Here is a 23,073-nt window from a genome sequence, read left to right as displayed (position 1 = left end):
AGTTTTTATGTAAATTACGAAAGTTTAAAACGAACAAATGAAGGTTTTAGAGGTGAAAAGATTGGCAGTGTAAAAACTTGCAATGCGCTTCCTAAGCTTAAAAAAGGTCAGAAATATTCAAATCCACGCATTTCATTTGACGGGAGAAATTGGTTCTTATCAATTGGATATGAGCAAGAATTTGAACAATATGATTTGACAGGCAAAAGGTTAGGAATTGATGTTGGTATCAATAAATTGGCAGTTTGTTCTGATGGCGAGTTCAAAGAGAACATCAATAAAACTAAAGAAGTCAAACGATTAGAGCAAAAGTTAAAACGAGAGCAACGAAAACAAGCTCGTAAGCTCGAAGCCAACACGAAAGAGTATACTAAAAACAACCGAAAACCAATCTATAAAACACCTTTAAAGAATATGAAAAATATTCAAAAACAAAACATTGCAATCCGTAATTTATATAAGCGACTTAACGACATCCGAATAAATCATTTACATCAGTGTTCTAATGAGATTGTGAAAACCAAGCCATCTCGTATTGTCATGGAACATTTACATGTAAAAGGTATGATGAAAAATAAACATCTGGCGAAGGCGGTAGCTGGGCAAAAGCTATATGAATTTAAACGGCAAATACAATACAAATGTCAAAAATACGGAATTGAATTTATTGAAGCCGACAGATGGTTTCCATCATCAAAAACTTGTTCTAGTTGTGGACAAATCAAATTCGATTTGAAACTGAAAGACAGATTATTTATCTGCTCTTGCGGATTAAAGTTGGATAGAGATTTGAACGCAAGCATTAACTTAGCAAATTACTCAATCTAAGGAATTTAACTGAAACTAAACCTTAGATGTGTACGCAACGATACTGCGGAATTTAAGCCTTTGGAGAGTCATACTAAATGGCAGTAGCTTTTTGCGAAACCAGACTCGAAGAATAAGGAAGACACAAATACGAAAGTCGGAAGATATAAGTTGTGTCACAGTAGAGATGTCTACATTTTTTTAGAAATGTATATGTTTTTCGTATCGGTTCACGATGCATCTGTTGTGCTCGGTATTCAGGATCACCGTTTACCATATGTGCAGCAGGGCATGGACTTGCTTAAAGCGCGTGGCTATCATCCTATTGTACGCAATTCAGGCGGATTAGCAGTTGTCCTTGATGAAGGTGTACTGAATATTTCTATAGTTTTATCGGAACAAACGGAAGCGCTAAGTATTAATGATGGCTATGATGTCATGGTAGCTCTAGTAAAGGGATTGTTCCCTGAAGTAGCGGATCAAATTGAAGCCTATGAAATTGTAGGCTCCTATTGCCCAGGATCCTATGATTTAAGTATTGCAGGAAAGAAATTTGCTGGTATTTCTCAGAGACGCTTACGTCAAGGAGTAGCAGTGCAAATTTATTTATGTATTGAAGGAAGCGGTTCGGATCGAGCTGCACTCATTCGTGACTTTTATGAGGAAAGTCTTAGAGGAGCGGAAACGAAATTTACGTATCCTAATATTGTCCCTGAAGTGATGGCGTCATTATCTGAACTTATTGATGCATCATTAACAGTGGAAGCCGTTGTTATTCGTTTACAGCAGCTTCTTCACAATATGGCAGAAGAAATTCGAGTTGAATCTTTTCATGATGAAGAATTAACGCTATATGCGTTTTATTTACAACGTGTTTTAGAACGGAATTCGAAAATGCTTGAACCAAATTGATGAAGTGAAACTTTAACATTAGGCGTTTCTTCATCCCCACAGCAGTTAATGCTGTTCAAAAAAAAGCGATGCTGCTAATTAAGCGCATCGCCATTTTCTTGAAAAGAGCTACTTACAACAAGATTTCCGTTTTTCTCCATTTTGAAAACAGGTGCAATTCGTTCTTCCTCTTCATCTAGTGTTACTAGTCGTCTAGCGCGATTCATAATTTGTACAAATTGCTCGTAATCTTTTCGAATAGCTCTATTTTCCTCTTCAAGCTGTGTAATTGTCTTCTCTAGTTTTTTATTTTTCTCAGATGTTACGTGTACTAGTTGTCTCCATTTTGAAGACTCATTACCTATTTCACCAGAGTGTTGTAAACGTAGTAAATAGGCTATGACAATATCAAGATTTAATGCAGATAGAGGAATTGATTTACCCTCCGCGGCACTACTATTAACTGTAAACATACTAGAAGCGCGGCGTCTTGCTGGAGCTCCTAACACTCGCATTCTTTCTTTTCGTTCTTTTTTGGCTTCTGATAATTGTTCCTCGTATTCTTTACGAACAACAGCATTCCAACGAAAACCACATGCAGCAGCAGTACGATTTAAAGCATCACCAGCTTCTTCAAAGGCATTTAATTGTGTACTCCCTTCCGTCACATGGCGAATTACCGCCTCTGCTAATAATTCATCGTTTTCTTCTAACCAAGCATCTTGTCTTATTTTACTCATATTAAAATCCTCCCACCTTTATTTGGAACTTTTATTTACAACTAGCATGACCAATCTTTTAACCTTTTATTCATCTATGTGGAAGGAATTATGCTTGAATACAAGGGGAAAAATGCGATACAATACCCGATGTAGGTTTGTACGTATGCTACATACTTAAATATGTGAAAGTCATACGTTCCATAGAAACGGTTTTTGATTGAAAAAATACTATATAGAAAGGGTTGTTGACAAAATGGCAAACGAATTTAAAGTTTGCGATGAATGTCAGGCCGTTAACTTAAAAACGTTAATTCCAAAATTAAAGGAAATCGATCCTGATGCAACCATCGAAATTGGCTGTCATTCCTATTGTGGCCCAGGACGTAAAAAAACATTTACCTTTGTAAATAGCCGTCCTGTTGCTGCATTAACGGAAGAAGAACTAATGGAAAAGGTTTTAGCAAAGTTAAAGAAATAAGTAAAACAAAGCGCTATCTTCACTAGTCTAGTTGGAGATAGTTTTTGTTTTTTTTCTGTGCATCTATAGAGTTATCGGAGCGACGGATAGAATCATCGGAGTGACGGAAAGAAGAGCCAGAGAGACGGATAGAATTATCGGAGTGACGGAAGGAAGAATCAAAGCGACGGAAAGCTTCACGTTTGCTCCATCACTTGGGAATTAGGTCAATAGAAACCTAAATTAAGACGAGAATACAGTGAGTTAGGTTGATAGTCTCTATAAATAAAAGGGAATATGTATGCTAGTCCTATATAAATCGCATATAATAGAACAAATAGGAAACGGGGGTGCTGTACAATTGACACATTATGCAAAAGCTAAATTACAAGAGGAAAAAGTATTCAAGGACCCAGTGCATCGCTATGTGCATGTACGGGATCAAGTGATTTGGGATCTAGTTGGTACGAAAGAATTTCAGCGATTACGTCGAATTCGTCAGCTAGGCACAACGTTTTTAGTATTTCATGGAGCGGAGCATAGCCGCTTTAGTCACTCACTTGGCGTTTACGAAATTGTACGCCGCATAGTAGATGATATATTTGCAGGTCGTCCTGAATGGGATGAAGATGAACGACTGCTTGTGCTATGTGCAGCCCTATTACACGATTTAGGGCATGGGCCATTTTCACATGCTTTTGAAAATGTCTTTGAGCTTGACCATGAATTTTATACAAGACAAATTTTGCTCGGCGATACGGAAGTAAATGCAGTATTAAAAAAAGTATCGGCTGATTTCCCGGAGAAAGTATCACAGGTAATTGAAAAAACATATCCAAATAAGCAGGTTGTCAGTTTAATATCGAGTCAAATAGACGCTGATCGTATGGACTACCTACAGCGTGATGCTTATTTCACTGGCGTAAGCTATGGTCATTTTGATATGGAACGTATTTTAAGAGTGATGCGTCCACGAAAAAACCAGGTCGTTATTAAGGCGACGGGCATGCATGCGGTAGAGGATTATATAATGAGCCGCTATCAAATGTACTTACAAATTTATTTCCACCCAGTATCTCGCAGTGCAGAGGTTGTTTTAAATAATATTTTAAAACGCGCTAAGCAACTAAGCTTAACAGGCTACAAATTTAAGCACGAGCCTACACACTTTTTAGCATTTTTCCGCAACTCAATTACGCTTGAGGACTATCTTGCATTAGATGAGAGTATTCTTTTTACATATTTTCAGCTTTGGATGCAAGAGGAAGATGCTATATTAAGTGACTTAAGCCGCCGTTTTGTGAATCGAAAGCTATTTCAGTACATCGATTTAGATCCAGGTGTAGAGCTAGATAAATATCAAAAACTACAAGAACTCTTTAAGCAAGCTGATTTAAATCCAGAATATTATCTTGTCCACGATACGACAGCAGATTTACCTTATGACTTTTATCGACCAGGAGAGGAAGAAGTGCGTGTTCCTATTTTCTTAGAAATGAAAAATGGAGAACTACGAGAGCTATCGCGCGAATCTATTATTGTAGATTCAATTTCTGGACGCATGAAGCGAGATCATAAAGTATATTTCCCACTAGATTTCTTAGAGGACAACAGTATCCACCCCGTTGTGAAGAAACAAATATTAACCTTACTTCAAGGACAGGGGAAAAATTAATAAAAAAATTTTTATGTATAAACATGTGTATATAAAATAATTGAATTAAATAGTATTTCAACATACCTATAGTGAAAAACAGTGAACGTACTCTATTTGAGTTATTTTCACTGTTTTTTTGTCGTTGTATAAAGATGAAAAAAGTGGAAACTATATAAAATATTTTAGAATTTTTTAAATAGAAAGTCCGTGATTGTTTAGAAATTGTTCAGTGTTATATATTATAATGAGCCTAAAACCCTAAAGGGGGTGGGGCCAATTATTAAAGGTGTCACAAAAGTACTATGGATATATTCGTGTTGTACATCGAACATACATAAGTCATCATGATTACCTACTCGAGAGTACTTATTTGAATGTATTCATTTAGACGACAAGTGAATAGAAGGAAAGAGGGACCAACCTATGTTTGTGGCATACCTTTACAACATGCAGAAAGGATGCAACGTCGTCAGTAAACACCAACAGGTAGCTCTCTGAACTTAGAAAAGGAGAGAAATATGCAAAGATTTAAAAAATTAAACATAGCAATAATCTTAATGCTACTCGTATTCCAAACCGTACTATCACCGATTTCAGTGTTTGCGAGTGAAGTGGTTCCTAATACTGGAGTAACTGAAACCACTGATACAACAAGTCCTGAAGAACCAGCAGCAGATACTGGAACAACTGAACCACCAGTAAAGACTGAAGAAGTAAAAGATACTGGAACACCTTCAACTGATAATAGTGGTGGGACAGTAGGAGAAACTCCAAATGATGACCAAACTCCAGTTCAAACAGATGATTCAACTTCGACTGAGAAAAATGAAAATGGTAAAGGGACAACAGAAGGTGATAAAGCAGCAGATGATGCTGCTGACAAAGACAAAGTATTACCACCTATTACGGAAGATCCAAAAACGCTTGTGCGTGATTCAAAAGAAATACTTCTGACATCAGTAGATTTTGAAATGTTGATTAATGGAGAAAAAGTTACATCTTCATATGATAAGGAACTCCATCCAAAACAAGAATCCAATATTACATTCACATTTACAGTTAATTTAGAAGAAACGCATAATGCTGGAGATTACTTTACATTCGATTTACCAGCATCGATTATTGACTTTGAAAATAACTTTAATGGAAGTAATAAAGCGGGTCCAAATAATCCTGCTTATTCTTATTCTACTAATGGTCAAAAAGTTACAGTTAAATTAGATGAAACGGTTACTGATCCAAACTTATTGGGTAGCGAAGCAAAGCTTATTGCTACATTCAAATCAGGGTTTAATTTGCAGGGCGACAGTTTAGATCAAGACCTTGTTATTCCTCAGGGTTTAAAAGGGCAGGAAACAATTAAATTGAAATTCTTGCCGTCAACAAGCAATGAAAAGATTTCAAAAGGAAGTAAAGGCGTTACTTCGAAAAACGGTGAACGCATTATTGATTGGGAAGTATGGGTTAATAAAGCTGGGAAGAATTTAAACGGTGCCACGCTAACAGATAATACGAAAGTTAACGATAGTGCAAGTCATGAAGTTGTACCAGGCTCTGTTCAAGTTACTCAATACGAAATGGGGTTAAATGGTTATAAAGAAGATACAGCAAAGCCTATTCACCTAAAAGATGGGAACTTCAGTGATATTTCATTTAAAGGAAGATATGCTTATAAAGTGAATTATCAAACAAAGGTAACGGAAGCTAATCCAGAAGGACAAAAATATTTCAACAATACCGTTACTTTAACAAATGGTAGCGATACTGAAACATCTGAGATTGCAACGCAGCCGATTAAGTATGGTGATGCCCTAGCGAAGAAACTTATTTCAGGGGATAACTACAAATCTTCGTGGGAAATAAAGTACAACTATAATGAAGTGAAGGTTGATAACCCTGTTATTACAGATACACTTCCAGGTGCTCATAAAATTGACACAAAATCAATTCAAGTATTTGAAGTAACTGTGGACGAAAACGGAAACGAGATTAGTTCTAATGAAATTACTTCTGGTTTTCATTCTGAAGCAATTACAGATGGCTTCAAGCTTAAATTCGATAATCCAGTAACAAAAGCTTATAAGATCATTTATGATGCAAACTATGATCAAGATTTCTACACAGGTTCTGAGACACCATTAACAAATACAGTTGTAGCGGGCAAATATTCAACACCAGCTTCGCACACAATAAATGAAAACATTTTAAATAAATATCGTTCAGTAAACTTCGATACAAAAGAAATTACTTGGACAATTACAGTGTCAGCTGATAATACTACTAAAAATGGTAAAGATATTACTGACTTAGAAATTGTTGACACATTTGAAGCAGGTAGTAAGAATGGTAAACATACTCTTGTTGGCGGAAAAGATGGTATTACTGTAAACAAAATGACAGGTCACTCGATATCACTTATAGATGAAAATGACTTAAGCAAGGGCTTTAAAATAACAGGCGGTACTGTTAAAAAGGGTGAAACAGCAACCATTACGTATAAAACGTCTTATGAAATTGCAGATAATGGTTCTGTTATTAATGATGGATACTTTAATACAGCAACGGCCAATTGGATAAGTAGTGGTAAAACCTATACTGTAACTAAAACAGCAGACTATACACCAGCAACTACGACTGTCAATAATGGTAGTAAATCAGGGAGCTTTAATCATTTAACACAGGAATTTATATGGAATGTTAAAGTTAACATTAATAAAAAAGATATTAATGGAGCACTTTTAACAGACGTTCTAGGTGATGGTCATGAAATTGTTAAAGATTCCTTCACAGTCTATCATTATAAGCTTACAACAAATGATGATAATAAAGGTACTAAAGGAGATCCCTTAGCTTCTAGTAATTATGATTTAACGATTGCTCCTGATAAAAAAAGCTATACGTTAAAATTCAAAGGTTTAGATAGTACAACAAATAATCAAGTGTACCTTGTCGAGTATAAATCAAAAGATTCTAATCATATTTTAGGAATCGAATCAGATGATACTAATGTAAAAGGTGACACGTATACTAACAAAGCTACATTTAAAACTTTAAATGATACAAAGACATATACTTTACTAGCAGAAGTAAAGGTAGATGAAGCGAATAAATTATTATCTAAGAGTGTTCAACAAAATGATAGTAAACAAACAATCACATGGACACTGGATGTTAATAAATCGCATTCAACATTAAAAAATGTCAAAGTATCAGATTTTCCATCAGGTTATTTAATGCTAATACCTGACACTATTAAGATACGACCATATGTGATCGAAGAAACAGGAATCTCCGATGAGGATTCATGGGAGAGTCCAGCAAAATTCGGCGTGACTGTAGAGTACGATAAAGCATCGGGTGGCTTTACTTTAAACTTTGGTGATTTAACGAAGAAAGGCTACCAAGTGCAATATGAAACACTTGGATTAGGTAAAAAGAATACAGGCTCAGGTAAACCAGAAGAAGCATTTAGCAATAATGCGACAATAACATTTGAAGATACTTCTGCTGCAAATCAAGGTACTGGATCAAAAGTAGATAGTGAGTTTAGTTTCAGTAGCTCAGATACGGATTTCCAATTAACAAAAGGAAACCTTAAGCTAAAGAAAATTGGTGTTAATCCAGCGACAGGTGACAAGCAAGCACTTGCTGGCGTAGAGTTTGAATTAATCAAAAAAATTGGAAGCAAAGTATATGTAATTGCTAAAGCAACTTCTAATGATAAAGGTTACTTTGAATTCAACGCCATTAACTACGGCACATATTACGTGAGAGAGGTTAAGGAGCCGGACGGTTATTCTAAAATGGATGATCAATTATTAAAACTAGATGCAACTACCGACTCCAATGTAGTACCTGAAAAAGTAACTGAAGTGGAAAATGTGAAAAAGATTACTTCTGGAGATATGTGTCCTAACTTCACACTAACAATTAAAGATATTGATGGTGAGCTTGTTGTAGATAAAACAATTACATTACAAGATGACAAGGGCAATGTTAAATTTACAGGTACAACAAATAACGAGGGGAAAGTAATCATCCCACAAGCAGGTTCTGAGGCAGTTCAAGCAGGTTCTTATAAAGTATTCGAGGGTACTAAAGAACTTGGAACTGTGGCTGTAAAATACAGTAAAGGCGAATGTCATGCTGAATTGCAGCCACCTATAGCGTGTAAGCAATTTACAATCACATTAAAAGACAAAGATAATAATCCACGTCCAAATGTCGCAGTAACATTAAAGGATAAGGATGGCAAAGTAATTATCTCGTCAAAAACTGATGAGAATGGTAAGTTGATTGTTCCTTCAAACCCTCCAACCGGTAAGTATGATCTTTACGAAGGTAAACAATTCCTAAGTGAAGTGAATATAAGTTATAAAAAAGGCTGTGAAATTGAGGTACAACAAGCACCTTCTTGCCCTTCGTTTACATTAACTGTAAAAGATGTAGATGGAAAACTACGTGAAGGTGTAACCGTTACAATCAAAAATGCAGATACAAATGAAATTATTAAGCAAACAATTGCTCCGACCGATAGTGTAGGGAAAGTAAGAATTAAAAATCTAGAACCAGGAAAATATGTGGTTTATGATGGAGTAAATGAAATTGGTAAGTTTGCAGTAACTACAGACTGTGAAGCAACAGTTCAACCAATACCAGCATGTCCACAATTTACACTAACGGTGAAAGATGAAAATGGCAATGTACGCCCTAATGTTGACAACATCACTATCAAAGATAAAACAGGAGCAATTATTGCTACAAACCAAACAACAAATGAATTAGGTCAAATTACTATTCCATCTACAGAAATTCCTTCAGGTGAGTATAGTGTACATCAAGGTGATCTATTCATTGGTCAAATAACAGTTCAATATTCAGTTGATTGTAAAGCAGAAATATCAGCAGCTCCTGCATGTCCTGCGTTTACATTGACTGTACAAACCGAGTTTGGAACGCCTCTTGCAATTGCTAAAGTAACAGTGAAAGATGCAAAAGGTAATGTAATTAAAGGTGCGGATAACAATGAAGTTCTAACAACAAGCGTTGCGGGAACAATTGTTTTACCAAAAGAAGCTATTAAGCAAGGTACGTACTATGTATATGAAGGAAGTCGTTTAATTGGCTCATTCACAGTAAAAGATACATGTTCTGCTATAGTAAAACCTTCATCAACAGGTGGAGGCGGCGGAGGTGGCGGTGGCTGGACTCCTGATCCAGAAAAACCGGTTGATCCAAACAAACCAAATCCAGATCCAGGGAAACCAGTTGATCCAAACAAACCGAACCCAGATCCAGGGAAACCAGTTGATCCAAACAAGCCAAATCCAGATCCAGGGAAACCAGTTGATCCAAACAAACCAAATCCAGATCCGGAGAAGCCAGTTGATCCAAACAAACCGAACCCAGATCCAGAGAAGCCAGTTGATCCAAACAAACCGAACCCAGATCCGGAGAAGCCAGTTGATCCAAACAAGCCGAACCCAGATCCGGAGAAGCCAGTTGATCCAAACAAACCAAATCCAGATCCGGAGAAGCCAGTTGATCCAGAAAAACCAACACCAGATCCAGAGAAGCCAGTTGATCCAAAAAATCCAGGTAACCCAACAACAGATTCGAAAAATCCAACAAATCCTGGAAAACCATCTGTAACAGATGTCATTGATCAAGGTAAAAACTTACCGCCATACAATCCTTCTACAACGAATAAAGACACTTTAGATGCATATAAGGATTTCCTCGATAAATACAACAATTTATCTAAAGAGGAACAGGCAGAAGTAGCAAAATCTCTTGATATTGATAAAATCAAAGCAGATGCTGAAAAAATGGAAGCTCAATTAAAGGCAGAAGGCAAACTACCGCAAACAAATGGAGCAAATCAAACAGCTCTTACACTAATTGGTGTAGCTCTTGTTCTAGGTGCATTGTTCTTATTGCGTCGTCGCAATACAGAAGTGAAATAATAGTCAATAAGAAAACCCCAAGATCATAAAAATCTTGGGGTTTTTCTTATACTAAAAAGTTTCTGATAGCTTTGCAGGTGCTTTGTCAAAAGGATATTGCTCGACAAAATCTGCTTGGATAGCAAGTCTTTTCGTCCCTTTATCAGCGCATGTAACGAGGGTCAAAACGGTTTTATCAGGAATATCATCAATAACATAAACATCCGTGGCAGCGATGATTTCCTTAGTCGTTAATTTGTACTCATAAATATTCGTTAAGTCTGTTACATAAATCGTATCTCCTATATTTGCTTTGTATAAGGGACCAAATAAAATATCTTTTTCCTCAAAGTAATGACCTGCTAATGCGTAGTTTCCTTGTCCAAGTTTTTGATTAGGCTTCATAGTGCCTGCTCCAACGGCAAGTGAGGCAAAACCAACTCCTTTGACGATAGGAAGTTTCATACCAACACTAGGGACAGCGATACTACCGATGACAGGCATTTTATTGGCTGTTGTTTGAGCTTTTAAAACTTCCGCAATGGATAGAGATTGCACTGCTTCAAAATCAAAATCGGCATCCGCATTTTTGTTTTTTTCAATATCCTCTGCACTGTATTCAGTGGTATTTAGTTGTTTACTCAAGTGAGCGATGATTGCATTTTGAATGGGGTTAATAAAAATAAGTAAGAGGCCAACGATGAGCATACAAATAAGTAGAAACAGTTTAAATTTATGCATTTTAAAGATCACATCCTAGTATTGAAATTATGAGTTGCCGGAAGTAGGTCAAGTACCGCTGGTAAAAGTGAAAGAATTACCGGTAAAGATTTGGATTCCGCCGCTAAAAGTGAAAACATCGCCGCTAAAAGGTCAAGTTCCGCCACTAAAAGTGAAAACATCGCCGCTAAAAGGTCAAGTACCGCCGCTAAAAGTGAAAACATCGCCGCTAACAGTTCAAACTCCGCCGCTAAAGGTGAAAGAATCGCCGCTAACAGGTCAAATACCGCCGCTAAAACTAAAAAAATCGGCAATTATATCCGGCCTCGGTAAAATGTATGTATCTCCAATAACTACACCATACGTAAAAAGAGTAGAGCTTTTTTTATAATGCTCTACCCGTTAACTCATTATTTATCGCTGAAACGCACGCCAGCAACACCGTAATGGTTTTTAGACATTTCTTCAATGAAAACTGTTACGTTTTCTGGTGGCGCGTTAACTGTACGAGAAACGGCTTCTGTTACTTCTTTTACTAGTGCACGTTTTTGTTCTTCTGTACGACCTTCAAGCATTTTCACTGTTACGTATGGCATAATATTGCCTCCTTTATTGAATAATGTTGTATAGTTAGTTTATCTCCATTCAGTAGAAGACTTCAACTACTGAAGGTGGTAAGATAAATGCGGGCGTGGTTCCTTTTCATTGGGTTCCAAACGCCTACTGAAATAGAGGAACTCAGGCTAAAATCTTCACATCCTGTGAAAACGCCTGAGTGACCAACATCGTGTTGCTGCCGCTACGTTGCACTGCGCTTTCGCACAAAAAACATCTGTTGGTCTAAAGGCTCCGGCGGATGTCACGGATTTTGAAAGGAATGAATTGTGCCCGTACAATTCAAAATCCGAACGCAATTACGCCAAGGCGAAATTGATAAGAAAAAAAGTATAAACTTCTTACTTGTATGTAGGCATATGCGCAATGCCAGTGTCGCGTTCATTACGGCGCTAATGCGCTTAACTATGCTTTACTTTTATAATAGCAGAATGGAGGTAGTTAGAGTATGGCAAATGAAGAAAAACCAAAACAAAAAATGGGCTTTACTATTATCAAAAATGACCCAACAGACGGACATAAGGGATTTGGTATCGGTTCGCTTTCACTAGAAAACGTATCGCCAGTCATTATCGATATAGAAGAGGGGACGGCATCAGTTGAAATCGGTGCTATGCATGCTCGCAGTGATGTGGAACGAGGTATTAAATTTACGACAGATCGTGCTGATTCAGAAGGTGGGAAACCGTATTGGCTAGTGTGGGTAACAATAGACCATAAAGCGGATGGGCCTTACTATGCGGGTGTAACTGCGTGTGAAATGGTAGTCAATCGAGAAAAACGTCGTGGCTATAAAGTTTTAGCTGATCATGTGAATAAAATGGATAAATCTATGAAGCGTCATATTATTGTAGAACATATGGATGCACCATCTAAAAAGGTGCTATCTTCTTTCCTAGAAGAGCTTAATCCGGAATTGTGGGCACGTAGTGAGGAGCAATTGCGTCAAGATTTATTTGTTTAATAGACCTACAATGATTGAACAATCTGTGACATTTTGCAATCGCTTTCGATATGAGGTTGAAAGTAGGTTTGAAACAAAGTAAACTTGATGAAGAGCTTACATTTTAGTAAGCTAGGACACTTGGTTCTGCGAATGTGATGAGCGCTATGCGGCATTTGAACAACCCAAACCCAAGCCAAATGCCTCATGATGCTCATCTACTTCGCGAACCATAAATAAGAAAAGCTTTCTGTTCCCACGGACACGGCTCCGGGGAAGAGAAAGCTTTTCTTTTTCGTATATGTCAGTTACTTTGTCGAGAGCCTTCGTAAATTAAAACGTTTATAGCTAATAAAGGTTCCACATGATTCGTTAATTTTTGAAAATAGAGAACGGCAGCATATTCCAAAAATTGCCCCACGTATCGGTATCGAGAATATCGAAGTTTGAACATTTTTCGGTTGGTACATCTTTAGCATCCATATAGACAAGGCGTTGTTTAGGGCAGGCATCTGTTGCTAACTTACCTGATTCAATATCGATGACCACACCTTTAACGTCTTTAGGCTTTGCAAAATCTTCGTTCTTTGTACCTTTATTGACAGCCTCCATAAAGTCGATCCAAATTTGCTTTGTAGATGCAGTATCTTCTCTTGCCGTTAGATTTTTCCCTTGGTCATAGCCGTTCCACACGCCAGCGGTTAAGCTAGGTGTAAAACCAATCAGCCACTGATCACTATTTGTAGAGCCAGATTTGGCTGCATACGTATGCGTCATACGAGAGCGAATGCCAATCCCTGTAGCTGGAGAATAATCGCTAAAGACTGGATCGAAAATACCTGTCATCATTTCTGTTAAGATATACGTATTTTCTTTTGAGAGAACTGTCTCATTTTCTTTGCCAGCTTCTTTATTTTCATAGATAATATCGCCATCAGCATTTTTAATAGAAATAATAGTAGTAGGAGTAGTTTTTGTACCTTGTGATGCTAAAATATTATAAGCATTCGTCATTTCATATAATGTTGTTTCGGTCGTTCCAAGCGCCATGGATAAATTGTCCTTAGTACCGATAGTCACGTTGAAGCGATTAGCCATTTCATGAAATGCTTTAAATCCAATCTCCTCTAAAGTTTTAACAGCGTAAATATTATCAGAAATAGCAATAGCTTGTGCCATTGACATATCGTGCTTTGCGAATTTGCCGTTAACATTTTTTGGTGAATATGTGGCCCGTCCTTTATCATAAGTGAAAGTTGTCTCACCTACATTTAAATATGTTAAAGGTGTATAACCATTCTCTAAAGCTGCCGCATATAAAATAGGTTTAATGGTTGAGCCTGGCTGACGTTTTGCCTGTGTAACTCGGTTAAATGAACTTTTAGCATAGTCACGACCACCAACTAATGCTGTAACGGCGCCTGTTTTGGATTTCATACTAACAAAAGCAGTTTGAAGATCATCATTAGGCATATGTTTGGCTACAGCTTCTTCAGCTGCCTTTTGGTGTTCTAGATTAAGAGTTGTTTCGATAGTCCAGCCACCTTCACTAATGTCGAGATTATTCGATTTCAAAATTTCACTAGCCTCTTGCCATGCTACGTCAAGGAAAAATGGTGCTACGGATTTTGTTGCTACCCAGCTATCATTCTTTAAGACAAGCTTTTCATTTTCTGCACGTGTTTTTTCATCTTGCGTAATAGCACCTTGATCAGCCATTAGTTTTAAAATAACATGTTGGCGATTAGTTGCCTTTTCTAGGTTGGCAATAGGAGAGTAAATACTTGGCCCTTTTGGAATTCCTGTTAACATTGCAGCTTCTGCTAATGTTAAATCTTTTGCTGATTTTCCGAAATAAAATCGACTAGCTGCTTCTACGCCGTACATACCATGTCCGTAGTAAACAGTATTTAAGTAGCCTTCCAATATTTCATCCTTATTATAAAAAACTTCTAATCTATAAGCATACATTGCTTCATTTAATTTTCGCGTCCAAGATTTTTCATGTGAAAGATATAGATTTCGAGCATATTGTTGCGTAATTGTACTTGCTCCTTGAACCTTACCTCCAGCCTTAAGATCAATTAACAATGCACCAGCGATACGAGAAAAATCAAAACCGCCATGCTTATAAAAATCTTTATCTTCAACAGCGACTACTGCTTTCGTTAAATAGGGGGACATCTCATCACGGCTAACCCAATAACGTCGTTCATTCGTAAAGTGATCCCCAATCTGGTTCTCATTTTCATCTAAGAAAATAGAGGCTTTAGGTACGGTTAAAGGTGGGGCACCAGCTACTTGAACATAGACACGTAAAGCTATAAATGCTACTACAATTGCAGATATAAAGGCGACAAAAAGGGTAAGTGCTTTACGTGTACGCTTTGTACGTTTTTGTTTACGTTGATAGCTTTGTCTCTTCATCCGACTTCACCTCGTTTTCTCACACTTGCATATAGTATGTGTTTGAACATTCATATTTAATCGAAATTATGAGTAAAAACTATTGCACTTTATTCAAAAACATCTATACTTTTTTTGTACTGTTTGAAATGCTAGCGTTCGACAAAAGAATGCCACCTTGTAGATTTTAATCGAATTTTGCTAGATGTTCCAATAATGTATACGAGGATACAAGGATAGAGGTTTCATTACATTCCTGTAAGCCCTTAATAGAGTAATGGTAAAAGGTTCATCACTGAAGGTTTTGGTATGACATTTGGACGCCCGAGGAAAGGGTCAGTCGGAACGGAAACTCTAGTGATGACAATGAATTTAGTAATTTCTAAAAGTGGAGGTCGGGTAATGAGATTTGATGAAGCTTATTCAGGTAATGTTTTTATAAAAAGTCATCCTACATATGAGGATGCTCAGGCAGTTATTTATGGTATGCCAATGGACTGGACAGTTAGTTATCGTCCGGGTTCACGTTTTGGTCCGCAGCGTATACGTGAAGTATCTATTGGACTAGAAGAATATAGTCCATATTTAGACCGCGAGCTAGAAGAAGTGAAATATTTTGATGCGGGTGATATACCGTTACCATTCGGCAACGCTCAGCGCTCGCTAGATGAAATTGAAAAGTATATCGAGAAGCTTTTAGCAGATGACAAGATTCCTGTAGGTATGGGTGGCGAACATTTAGTATCGTGGCCTGTTATGAAAGCTGTATCAGCAAAATATGATGACCTAGCAATTATCCACTTCGATGCACATACAGACTTACGTGTAGAATATGAAGGGGAGCCACTTTCTCACTCAACACCTATTCGCAAAATTGCTGAACATATCGGACCGAAAAATGTCTATTCATTTGGTATTCGTTCAGGTATGAAGGAAGAATTCGAATGGGCGAAGGAAAATGGCATGCACATTTCAAAATTTGAAGTGCTAGAACCATTAAAAGAGGTATTACCGTCTTTAGCGGGACGTAATGTTTACGTTACGATTGATATAGATGTACTTGACCCAGCGCATGCACCAGGTACAGGGACAGTAGATTGCGGAGGCATTACATCAAAAGAATTACTAGCGTCAATCCATGCGATTGCAGCAAGTAACGTCAATGTAGTGGGCTTTGACCTAGTTGAAGTAGCACCAATCTATGATTCATCCGAAATGACTGCGAATACAGCTTCAAAGTTATTGAGAGAAATGATTTTGGGCTGGGTAAAATAAGTAGGGTTTTTTAATATTGATATAAACCGGTTGGAGTGGGGTTAGCAATAAGCTAGCACCACTTTTTGCCCCAATCGCCTTTAAACTCTCACTAAATACGGATACTGTTTGTGCCTCCATCTCTTGGAGAATGTGGCCATAAACTGTATCGATCATCTCAGGAGTATTTCCTAAACGTTAGGCAATAGCCTTGACAGGGATACTGTTATTCATAAGTATGGTGGCATGTGTGTGCCATAAGCCATGTATCGTTGTCGCTGGCAGTTCAACAACTTCTACTAAGCGGTTAAATATTACGTTTAACCCAGTGGACACAAAAGGCTCTTGTGGCGATAAAAAGATAAATGAATCATCTTTTGCTATATCATTATGCTTACGGCCATGTGAAAGTAGAAATGTTTGGCTCACCTCTTTTTTTATGCAGAAAATACATATAAAAAGCTACCACGCACAGAACGTAGTAGCGAATTTTTTATTGGGTAGTAGTATCAACCGTTTTACGTTTTTGGATACGTTGATAGGCGTCTCGATAAACTTCGTCGTCGTCTCTATCGCCAATAGCTACTATTTCTGTAATTTCAACTACATCATTGGTTACTCGATAAACAATACGAATACCGATTTATCTTAACTTTACTTTGCGATAACCCGTTAAATCAATGTTTCGCTTGTTTCCCAGTGGTTCGCCAATTTCACTCCCACGAACTTCTATTTTTTCAAGTGCTTTTGAAACAAATTTTTTCTGATAACCATCTAAGTTTTTCCACTCGTGTGTGGCTACATCATAAAACTCTAAATTACTAAATAAAACTTCTACAGATTCCATTGGCTATCTGACTCCTATTCAAATAATTCTTCGTCAGATATATCCCAGTCCTTTGCAGATTTGACTATAGCACGGTCATCTTCAGTAGCAAACTCGTCAAATTTGCAAGTTTTTACTCCTTCTGTTTCTGCTTTTTGAATTCGTGAAATAGCCTTCAATTCAAAAATCTCATCTTCAAGCATACGAATAACTTCTTGAATTTGCTGATAATCTTCAATCGAAATAATGACAGAGTCGGGCTTATTGTTTTCCAAAATCAAACGAGGTGCAAGTTTTGCTTTTTTTCGCAAAGCAGAAAAATTACGAGCCGCTTCAGAAGCTGCAACTAACTGTTCAATATCGAAAGTGTGACGTTTTACTCCTTCTCTCATAGTGCCTCTCCTTCCAAACATCAACAATGGCGTGCTTAAAGTTTATTAGTGTTTTATAGTTTTTATAAGTTATTTAATTTCTACAAATTTTTAAGGAATTAATTTTTTAAAAAGGGTTTAAATGTTTTTGAAATATGTTCTGCCATTGCACACTAATGATGCTATATTATGATTAATATTACGTAAAATAATACGTCAAATATGATGTAAAATAAAAATTTCTATTGGGGAATGTACATGTTAAGAATTATTAAGGCTTGTTGCTAAGAAATACTAAGGCAGCACATCCCTTTTTATGGATGGATGCAATCTTATAATGAGGATAGAAGGCAATTCAGACGAAGTTGGAGTTATCTTTCTTATTATAGTGATTGTTAAGGCGATAAGGTAATGTTGTATATTTAAATAAGAGGATAAAACAATACAATTTGGGTCTTGGCAAAATTGCAGACTTTTAATGACCATGGAATTATGGCGAGAGAATACTCACAATGAGCGTCTAGGACGGTTCTATAAGTAAATAAGAAAGGGGGTTAATCCCTAAATCATTGTTTAATGACTTTTGGGATAACCCCGAAATATATTAATTCTTTGAAATATAAACTTTACCGTTTATCGTTACTTTAGAAGCTGAGAGTAGAATTTCTTTATTTGCTTCATAATATGGTTTTAAAATTTTGTCGATAGCATCCCATTTTTCATTAGATTTTTCATAGTCATTTTTTTTATCAAGAGCTGTGGCTTCTTCATAAAGCTTTTTTAATTGGTTTTTATCTGTTGCTTTGATTTCGAAATCAAAGTTAGATAAGTAATCTTCAAAGCTAATTGGCTTAAAGTAAGGATTAATCATTTCATCGAATTCACCCCATAGCTTTTCAGATAATTGATCATTTTTATCTTTATCAGCTTTTTTAGCATCATTGTATAAAGTTTTTAGTTTTGGCATGGCTTCAGCCGGTATATCTAATGCCAAATCTGAGATGTATTCTTCAAATGTTAATGGTGGATTTAGAGCATCTAAATAAGGTTGAAGAACCTTCTGGAATTCATCAAATTTTTCTTGTGCTTTTTCTTCTTTACCAGATTTTTCTAATTTTATCCACTGTTCATAAATCGCTTTCAGCTGTTTTTTATCTTGCTCTTTAATAACAATATTTTTTTCACTAAATCCGTATTCTTCAATGAACTTTTCGAAGGATACAGGTACCCAGCTAGCTAAAATATACGGCTTTGTGATTTTATCCATTTCAAGATTGATTTTATCTACTTCTTCATATTTCTCTTCTTTTTCTAACTTCTTCATTTGATTAAACAACTTTTCTAATTTAGCTAGATCTTCTTTTGTTATTTCTTTAGGTAAGCTTTTTTTATAGACGTCAAATGTGTAGAAATCTGAATAATCTTGTACTAAGCTACCTTCTACAGAGATTTCTTGACCTTCTACTAACTTCATTTTTGCTATTTGCTCATCTGAAAATTTCTGAATTCCGATATAATAGTTTTTACCGTCTTTTCCTTTAATCGTAATGCTATCCCCGTAAATGCTTTTAATAGTTCCTTTAATTTGTTGCTCAGCTTTAACAGTTATTTCGTTTGTTGGTTTTGCTGTTGTTGCCTCAGCTTGATGTGGCGTGAAGACAGCCATTCCTATTGATAGTGCTGATACAATCATCCAAGATTTTTTAATTGTTTTTTTCATAATTATTTCTCTCCTTTTTTTAAATGGTTAAATTACTAATTATTAGACGTCTTTCCATATATAAAAAGTTATTAGAGTTAGAAAAAAATTTTTAAAATAGTTGGAAATATAGATTAATACTTAAACTTTTCCCTTTTGACTACCGTACATTTGGGGGATGGTTGTTAAATTGAAGGCGAAATTAGGCTGGATAAAATAAGTAGGGTCTTCGAAATGAAGCGGGTGGAGTGGGGTTAGCTTTAAGCTCTAACTCTAGATACTATTTGCTCATCCTATTCCTAGAGGTAGTAGCCATAAACTGTGTGGATCCCATTAGAGCATATTGTTAAAAAAGGAAGACGCCATCCAATACATTGGATAGCGCCATGATATTTCGTATAATTCTATTAAGGGTTCGTTGACCAAAGTCCAGCATGTTTTAATACAACACGTGGATGAAGTTTTAGCTGTGCAACCATTAAATCTGCTAAATCTTCTGCTTGCATCACTTTTTCTGGATTGCCATCTGTTAAGTTTAGTTCAACCGCCATATCTGTAGCAACTGTACTTGGCGTTAATGTTGTAACGCGAATATTTTTCTTACGCACTTCAAGCATTAATGATTCACTTAATCCGATAACTGCAGCTTTTGAAGCCGAGTATGCACTTGTAATTGGTGCACCTTTTTGACCAGCTGTTGATGAGATATTAATGATGTCGCCTGTATTGCGCTCTAACATTTCTGGTAATACAGCGCGTGTTGTGTAGTACACACCTTTTACGTTGACATCGATAATATTTGTCCATTCTTCAGGCGATAAGTCCATGAAGTTACCGAATTTTGAAATGCCAGCATTGTTTACTAAAATGTCGATGGCGCCAAGCTCTCCGCGAATAGATTCAACGGCTGTAGTAATAGAGTCTAAATCCGCCACATTTGCCACAGCCATTGCTACCTTCACATCATACTGTTTAAGTTCCTCTGCTACTTGTTGTAAATTTTCAAGAGTACGCCCAACAAGACCTACGTGAATACCTTCTTGTGCAAAAGCTACTGCTGTTGCGCGTCCAATTCCACGCCCTGCTCCTGTAATTAACGCCACTTTTCCTGCGATTGTTTGCATGTTTTTCGCTCCTTTAGTTGAGATAATTTTATTTAGACGAAAAAATAGATTAAGATTTATCTTTAAGACTATCCTCATTTTACTACGGTTTTATACATTGTGAAGAGTGCACTTTTTGGTGCGGAGGTTACTAAAAGTTACTTATATGAAAAGGGAGTTAGTTAGCTCTATGTCAGATAAATTAAGAGAAGAGATAAAAGAGAGAATAGTAAATAACGATTACCATTGTGAAAAAGAGCTTACCTTATCGATCATTAGTGGGAAATGGAAAGTTGTTATTTTGTGGCATTTAGGTGTAGAAGGACCACATCGCTTCAGTGAGCTTCAAAGACTTTTTCCGAAAATATCTCATAAGATATTAACAAACCAATTACGCGAACTAATGGAAGATGGGATTGTTCATCGAGAAGTGTTTCCAGAAGTCCCTCCGAAAGTCGAATATTCCATGACAGAACTAGGGATGACGTTATTACCAATCGTTGAGATGATGTATGAATGGGGGAAAAATAGAATCGATCAAATTAAACAAGAAAGCAATAATGAGGTCATTGGATGATTTAAATTGTCGGTGCTGTTTTTAAAAATTTTAATATAGCTGATAGAGGGACACTTTATTTCTATACACAAGCTGATTGAGATGGTAGAACTTTCCTTAATCTTTAACGTCTATTTTGTAAAAGGGGTGAGTTAATGGGGGTTTGGTATTTCTTAATCTTATTTGTAGGGTTGTTTTTGATATGTAAAGGACTATTTATGAAAAAGCAATCTTTGTTAATGAAGAAAATCGGTATTATGTTTGTAGGATTATTATGTATTTCATTCTCAATATTTATGTTTTCACCAGGAAGTGCAGAAATAATTTCTGATTTGCTAAATTTGGAATGAAGAAAATCTAGGAAAAATAATTTATTAATGTGGGGCTAAAAGTGGGGAGGCATTATGAGATCACTTTTAGCCCCATCTGTTTTTAAAATCTGTCTAACATAATCAATCCAGGCATCAATAGATATTGGGAGTTCAAGGACTTCTTGGGAGAACAAAGCTCATTTACAAAGTGAATTTTTTCTTTTTTCATTTCATTGGAACTTTTTTGATTAGTTTCACATACCTTATTGACATAGCCAGGAAATTACTGTTACATTATAGGTAACAAATGTTACCTATTGAGAGGAGGCAAATTTTTTTGGCACCAAAAGAGCGGTTTACAGAGGAAATTTTAATGGATTGTGCTTTTGAAATGACTAGGAAGAGTGGCATTGATAGTGTGAATGCAAGAGATTTAGCAAAAGAGTTAGGTTGTTCGACAAAGCCAATATTTCGATTATTCTCGAGTATGGACGATTTGAAGTATGCAATATATGAAAGGGCTGGCAATCTTTATAACGAAAGAATGTTTCAAGGCTTGCAAGAAAGTTCTTTTTTAGGAATGGGGTTAGCTTATATTAACTTTGCTCGCGAGGAAAAAAAGTTATTTGAGCTGTTATTCCTATCCAATAAATATAAAATCTCAAGCTTTTCAGAGTTACTAAATGAAGTAGAAAACCAAGGAATTATAGCGCTAATTTCTAAATTAACGGGATTAACTCAAACCTCTGCTAAATCTCTATTTATAGATATATGGTTAACTACGCATGGAATAGCGACAATGTGTGCGACGAATACTTGCGATTTAGATAGTTCGGAAATTGAAGGTATTTTAAAAGATGTTTTTGAAGGCGTTAAACTAAAATTATTGAATGGAGAAAATAAATGAAAATGAAAAATTCGCCTATTCTTTTATCGATACTATTTACAGTGCTTGCACTTGTTTTTCCTGCTATAGCTGGGACAATTATAACAATTAAAAATATAAGTAGCTTAAGCTCTATATTTTTGATTCAATTTATCTCCACTGCAGGTGGCGTTCTAGTTACTCTTTGGATCATGAAAAAAAGTAAATTCTCTTTCCGTGATTTTGGATTTAGAAGGTTTAAAGCTGGGACGTGGATGGCTGTAATCGTTTTTTCTGAGTTGATTGCATTCTTTAATGGTATTACAGATAAAGATGGTTTTTCGGCACAGTATGTATTTATTTTGCTTCTATTTGTTATTGCAGTTGGTTTTTGTGAAGAGCTTATTTTCCGAGGCCTGATTTTTAAATATTTATCAGCTAAAGGGCTTAAAGTGGCTATTCTAGGCTCCTCAATTTTGTTTGGTATTGGACATCTTGCAAATTTAGCTGCCGGTGCTGATTTATTAATGACATTACTACAAATAACTTATGCATTCCTCTTTGGGTTAGTTTGTGCAGAAATTGTTGCAAAGACAAAAAGTATTATTTTTCCGATTATCTGGCACGCTATGCACGATTTTATAGCTTTCTTGACTGATAGTGAGCCGAATGTCCTTGCCGTTTCTATTTATGTCTTTCATTGTATAGTGTTAATTGGTCTTGCGATTTATTTCTGGAGAGCTTTATTTACTAAGAAAGATACAGCGGGATCAATAATAAATAAAGGAAAGTCTGAAAGTTACGTTTAAACACAAAAAGCATCTACTCATTATATTTGAGTGGATGCTTTTTTGGTGTGCCCGGCATGCGCATGAACTATAGGGTGAAAGTCCCGAACCCCGAAGACAGAAGTAGAGGTTAGCCA

21 protein-coding genes are annotated in these 23,073 nt (G+C 36.3%); 11 read left to right on the top strand and 10 right to left on the bottom strand.

The window, feature by feature from the left end; translation table 11 throughout:
• Both AMS59_RS14770 and AMS59_RS14765 read left to right on the top strand, forming a co-directional pair.
• On the top strand, window positions 1-828 hold an 828-nt coding region (locus AMS59_RS14770; protein WP_053484505.1), incomplete at its 5' end, for an RNA-guided endonuclease TnpB family protein.
• A gap of 186 nt (window positions 829-1,014) precedes the next feature.
• Window positions 1,015-1,719, top strand: a complete 705-nt coding sequence (locus AMS59_RS14765) for a biotin/lipoate A/B protein ligase family protein (RefSeq protein WP_082337532.1) — start codon at window positions 1,015-1,017, stop codon at window positions 1,717-1,719.
• 74 nt (window positions 1,720-1,793) lie between these two features.
• Here the strand turns inward: AMS59_RS14765 and AMS59_RS14760 are convergent, their stop codons facing one another.
• Entirely contained in the window at window positions 1,794-2,438 is a 645-nt protein-coding gene (locus AMS59_RS14760; protein WP_053484504.1) for an RsfA family transcriptional regulator, read from the bottom strand.
• Between the two features lie 235 nt (window positions 2,439-2,673).
• Here AMS59_RS14760 and AMS59_RS14755 point away from each other — a divergent pair, with 235 nt between their 5' ends.
• From AMS59_RS14755 to AMS59_RS14745, 3 genes are all read left to right on the top strand, one after another.
• Window positions 2,674-2,898, top strand: a complete 225-nt coding sequence (locus AMS59_RS14755) for a DUF1450 domain-containing protein (RefSeq protein WP_049667962.1) — start codon at window positions 2,674-2,676, stop codon at window positions 2,896-2,898.
• Window positions 2,899-3,178: 280 nt separating this feature from the next.
• On the top strand, window positions 3,179-4,552 hold the full coding sequence (locus AMS59_RS14750) for an HD domain-containing protein (RefSeq protein WP_369814334.1): 1,374 nt from the start codon (window positions 3,179-3,181) through the stop codon (window positions 4,550-4,552).
• A gap of 500 nt (window positions 4,553-5,052) precedes the next feature.
• Complete coding sequence (locus AMS59_RS14745) at window positions 5,053-10,500, top strand: collagen binding domain-containing protein (protein ID WP_053484503.1); 5,448 nt, start codon at window positions 5,053-5,055, stop codon at window positions 10,498-10,500.
• A 51-nt stretch (window positions 10,501-10,551) separates the two neighbouring features.
• Here the strand turns inward: AMS59_RS14745 and AMS59_RS14740 are convergent, their stop codons facing one another.
• The 3 genes from AMS59_RS14740 to AMS59_RS14730 form a co-directional block, all read right to left on the bottom strand.
• Complete coding sequence (locus AMS59_RS14740) at window positions 10,552-11,220, bottom strand: class A sortase (RefSeq protein ID WP_053484502.1); 669 nt, start codon at window positions 11,218-11,220, stop codon at window positions 10,552-10,554.
• A gap of 8 nt (window positions 11,221-11,228) precedes the next feature.
• On the bottom strand, window positions 11,229-11,513 hold the full coding sequence (locus AMS59_RS14735) for a hypothetical protein (protein ID WP_053484501.1): 285 nt from the start codon (window positions 11,511-11,513) through the stop codon (window positions 11,229-11,231).
• 96 nt (window positions 11,514-11,609) lie between these two features.
• Window positions 11,610-11,795, bottom strand: a complete 186-nt coding sequence (locus tag AMS59_RS14730; protein ID WP_053484500.1) for a 2-hydroxymuconate tautomerase — start codon at window positions 11,793-11,795, stop codon at window positions 11,610-11,612.
• 467 nt (window positions 11,796-12,262) lie between these two features.
• On the opposite strand from AMS59_RS14730, the gene AMS59_RS14725 reads away from it, so the two are divergent.
• Complete coding sequence (locus AMS59_RS14725) at window positions 12,263-12,778, top strand: YwhD family protein (RefSeq protein WP_053484499.1); 516 nt, start codon at window positions 12,263-12,265, stop codon at window positions 12,776-12,778.
• A 351-nt stretch (window positions 12,779-13,129) separates the two neighbouring features.
• Here AMS59_RS14725 and AMS59_RS14720 read toward each other — a convergent pair whose 3' ends face one another.
• On the bottom strand, window positions 13,130-15,184 hold the full coding sequence (locus AMS59_RS14720) for a transglycosylase domain-containing protein (RefSeq protein WP_053484498.1): 2,055 nt from the start codon (window positions 15,182-15,184) through the stop codon (window positions 13,130-13,132).
• Between the two features lie 381 nt (window positions 15,185-15,565).
• On the opposite strand from AMS59_RS14720, the gene speB reads away from it, so the two are divergent.
• Window positions 15,566-16,438, top strand: a complete 873-nt coding sequence (gene speB / locus AMS59_RS14715; RefSeq protein WP_053484497.1) for an agmatinase — start codon at window positions 15,566-15,568, stop codon at window positions 16,436-16,438.
• 177 nt (window positions 16,439-16,615) lie between these two features.
• Here the strand turns inward: speB and AMS59_RS26375 are convergent, their stop codons facing one another.
• The 5 genes from AMS59_RS26375 to AMS59_RS14695 all read right to left on the bottom strand — a co-directional run bounded on the left by AMS59_RS26375 (window position 16,616) and on the right by AMS59_RS14695 (window position 20,437).
• Window positions 16,616-16,846, bottom strand: a complete 231-nt coding sequence (locus AMS59_RS26375) for a hypothetical protein (RefSeq protein ID WP_234007802.1) — start codon at window positions 16,844-16,846, stop codon at window positions 16,616-16,618.
• Between the two features lie 214 nt (window positions 16,847-17,060).
• Window positions 17,061-17,264, bottom strand: a complete 204-nt coding sequence (locus tag AMS59_RS14710) for a hypothetical protein (protein WP_053484496.1) — start codon at window positions 17,262-17,264, stop codon at window positions 17,061-17,063.
• A gap of 14 nt (window positions 17,265-17,278) precedes the next feature.
• Window positions 17,279-17,635, bottom strand: coding sequence for a type II toxin-antitoxin system Phd/YefM family antitoxin (locus tag AMS59_RS14705; RefSeq protein ID WP_053484495.1), 357 nt, complete (start codon window positions 17,633-17,635; stop codon window positions 17,279-17,281).
• A 583-nt stretch (window positions 17,636-18,218) separates the two neighbouring features.
• Window positions 18,219-19,334 (bottom strand): hypothetical protein, encoded by a 1,116-nt coding sequence (locus AMS59_RS14700; RefSeq protein ID WP_053484494.1) that lies wholly within the window; start codon window positions 19,332-19,334, stop codon window positions 18,219-18,221.
• 386 nt (window positions 19,335-19,720) lie between these two features.
• Entirely contained in the window at window positions 19,721-20,437 is a 717-nt protein-coding gene (locus AMS59_RS14695) for a 3-ketoacyl-ACP reductase (protein ID WP_053484493.1), read from the bottom strand.
• Window positions 20,438-20,606: 169 nt separating this feature from the next.
• Here AMS59_RS14695 and AMS59_RS14690 point away from each other — a divergent pair, with 169 nt between their 5' ends.
• The 4 genes from AMS59_RS14690 to AMS59_RS14675 all read left to right on the top strand — a co-directional run bounded on the left by AMS59_RS14690 (window position 20,607) and on the right by AMS59_RS14675 (window position 22,957).
• On the top strand, window positions 20,607-20,993 hold the full coding sequence (locus AMS59_RS14690) for a helix-turn-helix domain-containing protein (protein WP_053484492.1): 387 nt from the start codon (window positions 20,607-20,609) through the stop codon (window positions 20,991-20,993).
• 134 nt (window positions 20,994-21,127) lie between these two features.
• The gene (locus AMS59_RS14685; protein ID WP_053484491.1) at window positions 21,128-21,322 is read left to right on the top strand and encodes a hypothetical protein; all 195 of its coding nucleotides are present in this window, start codon (window positions 21,128-21,130) and stop codon (window positions 21,320-21,322) included.
• Window positions 21,323-21,620: 298 nt separating this feature from the next.
• Window positions 21,621-22,190, top strand: coding sequence for a TetR/AcrR family transcriptional regulator (locus AMS59_RS14680; protein WP_053484490.1), 570 nt, complete (start codon window positions 21,621-21,623; stop codon window positions 22,188-22,190).
• On the top strand, window positions 22,187-22,957 hold the full coding sequence (locus AMS59_RS14675) for a CPBP family intramembrane glutamic endopeptidase (protein ID WP_053484489.1): 771 nt from the start codon (window positions 22,187-22,189) through the stop codon (window positions 22,955-22,957). The genes AMS59_RS14680 and AMS59_RS14675 overlap by 4 nt, the downstream gene beginning before the upstream one ends.
• The last annotated feature ends 116 nt before the right edge of the window (window positions 22,958-23,073 follow it).

The organism is Lysinibacillus sp. FJAT-14745 (assembly GCF_001275675.1).
Classification (GTDB): domain Bacteria; phylum Bacillota; class Bacilli; order Bacillales_A; family Planococcaceae; genus Lysinibacillus.
This window is presented reverse-complemented; position numbering and strand designations above follow the sequence as displayed.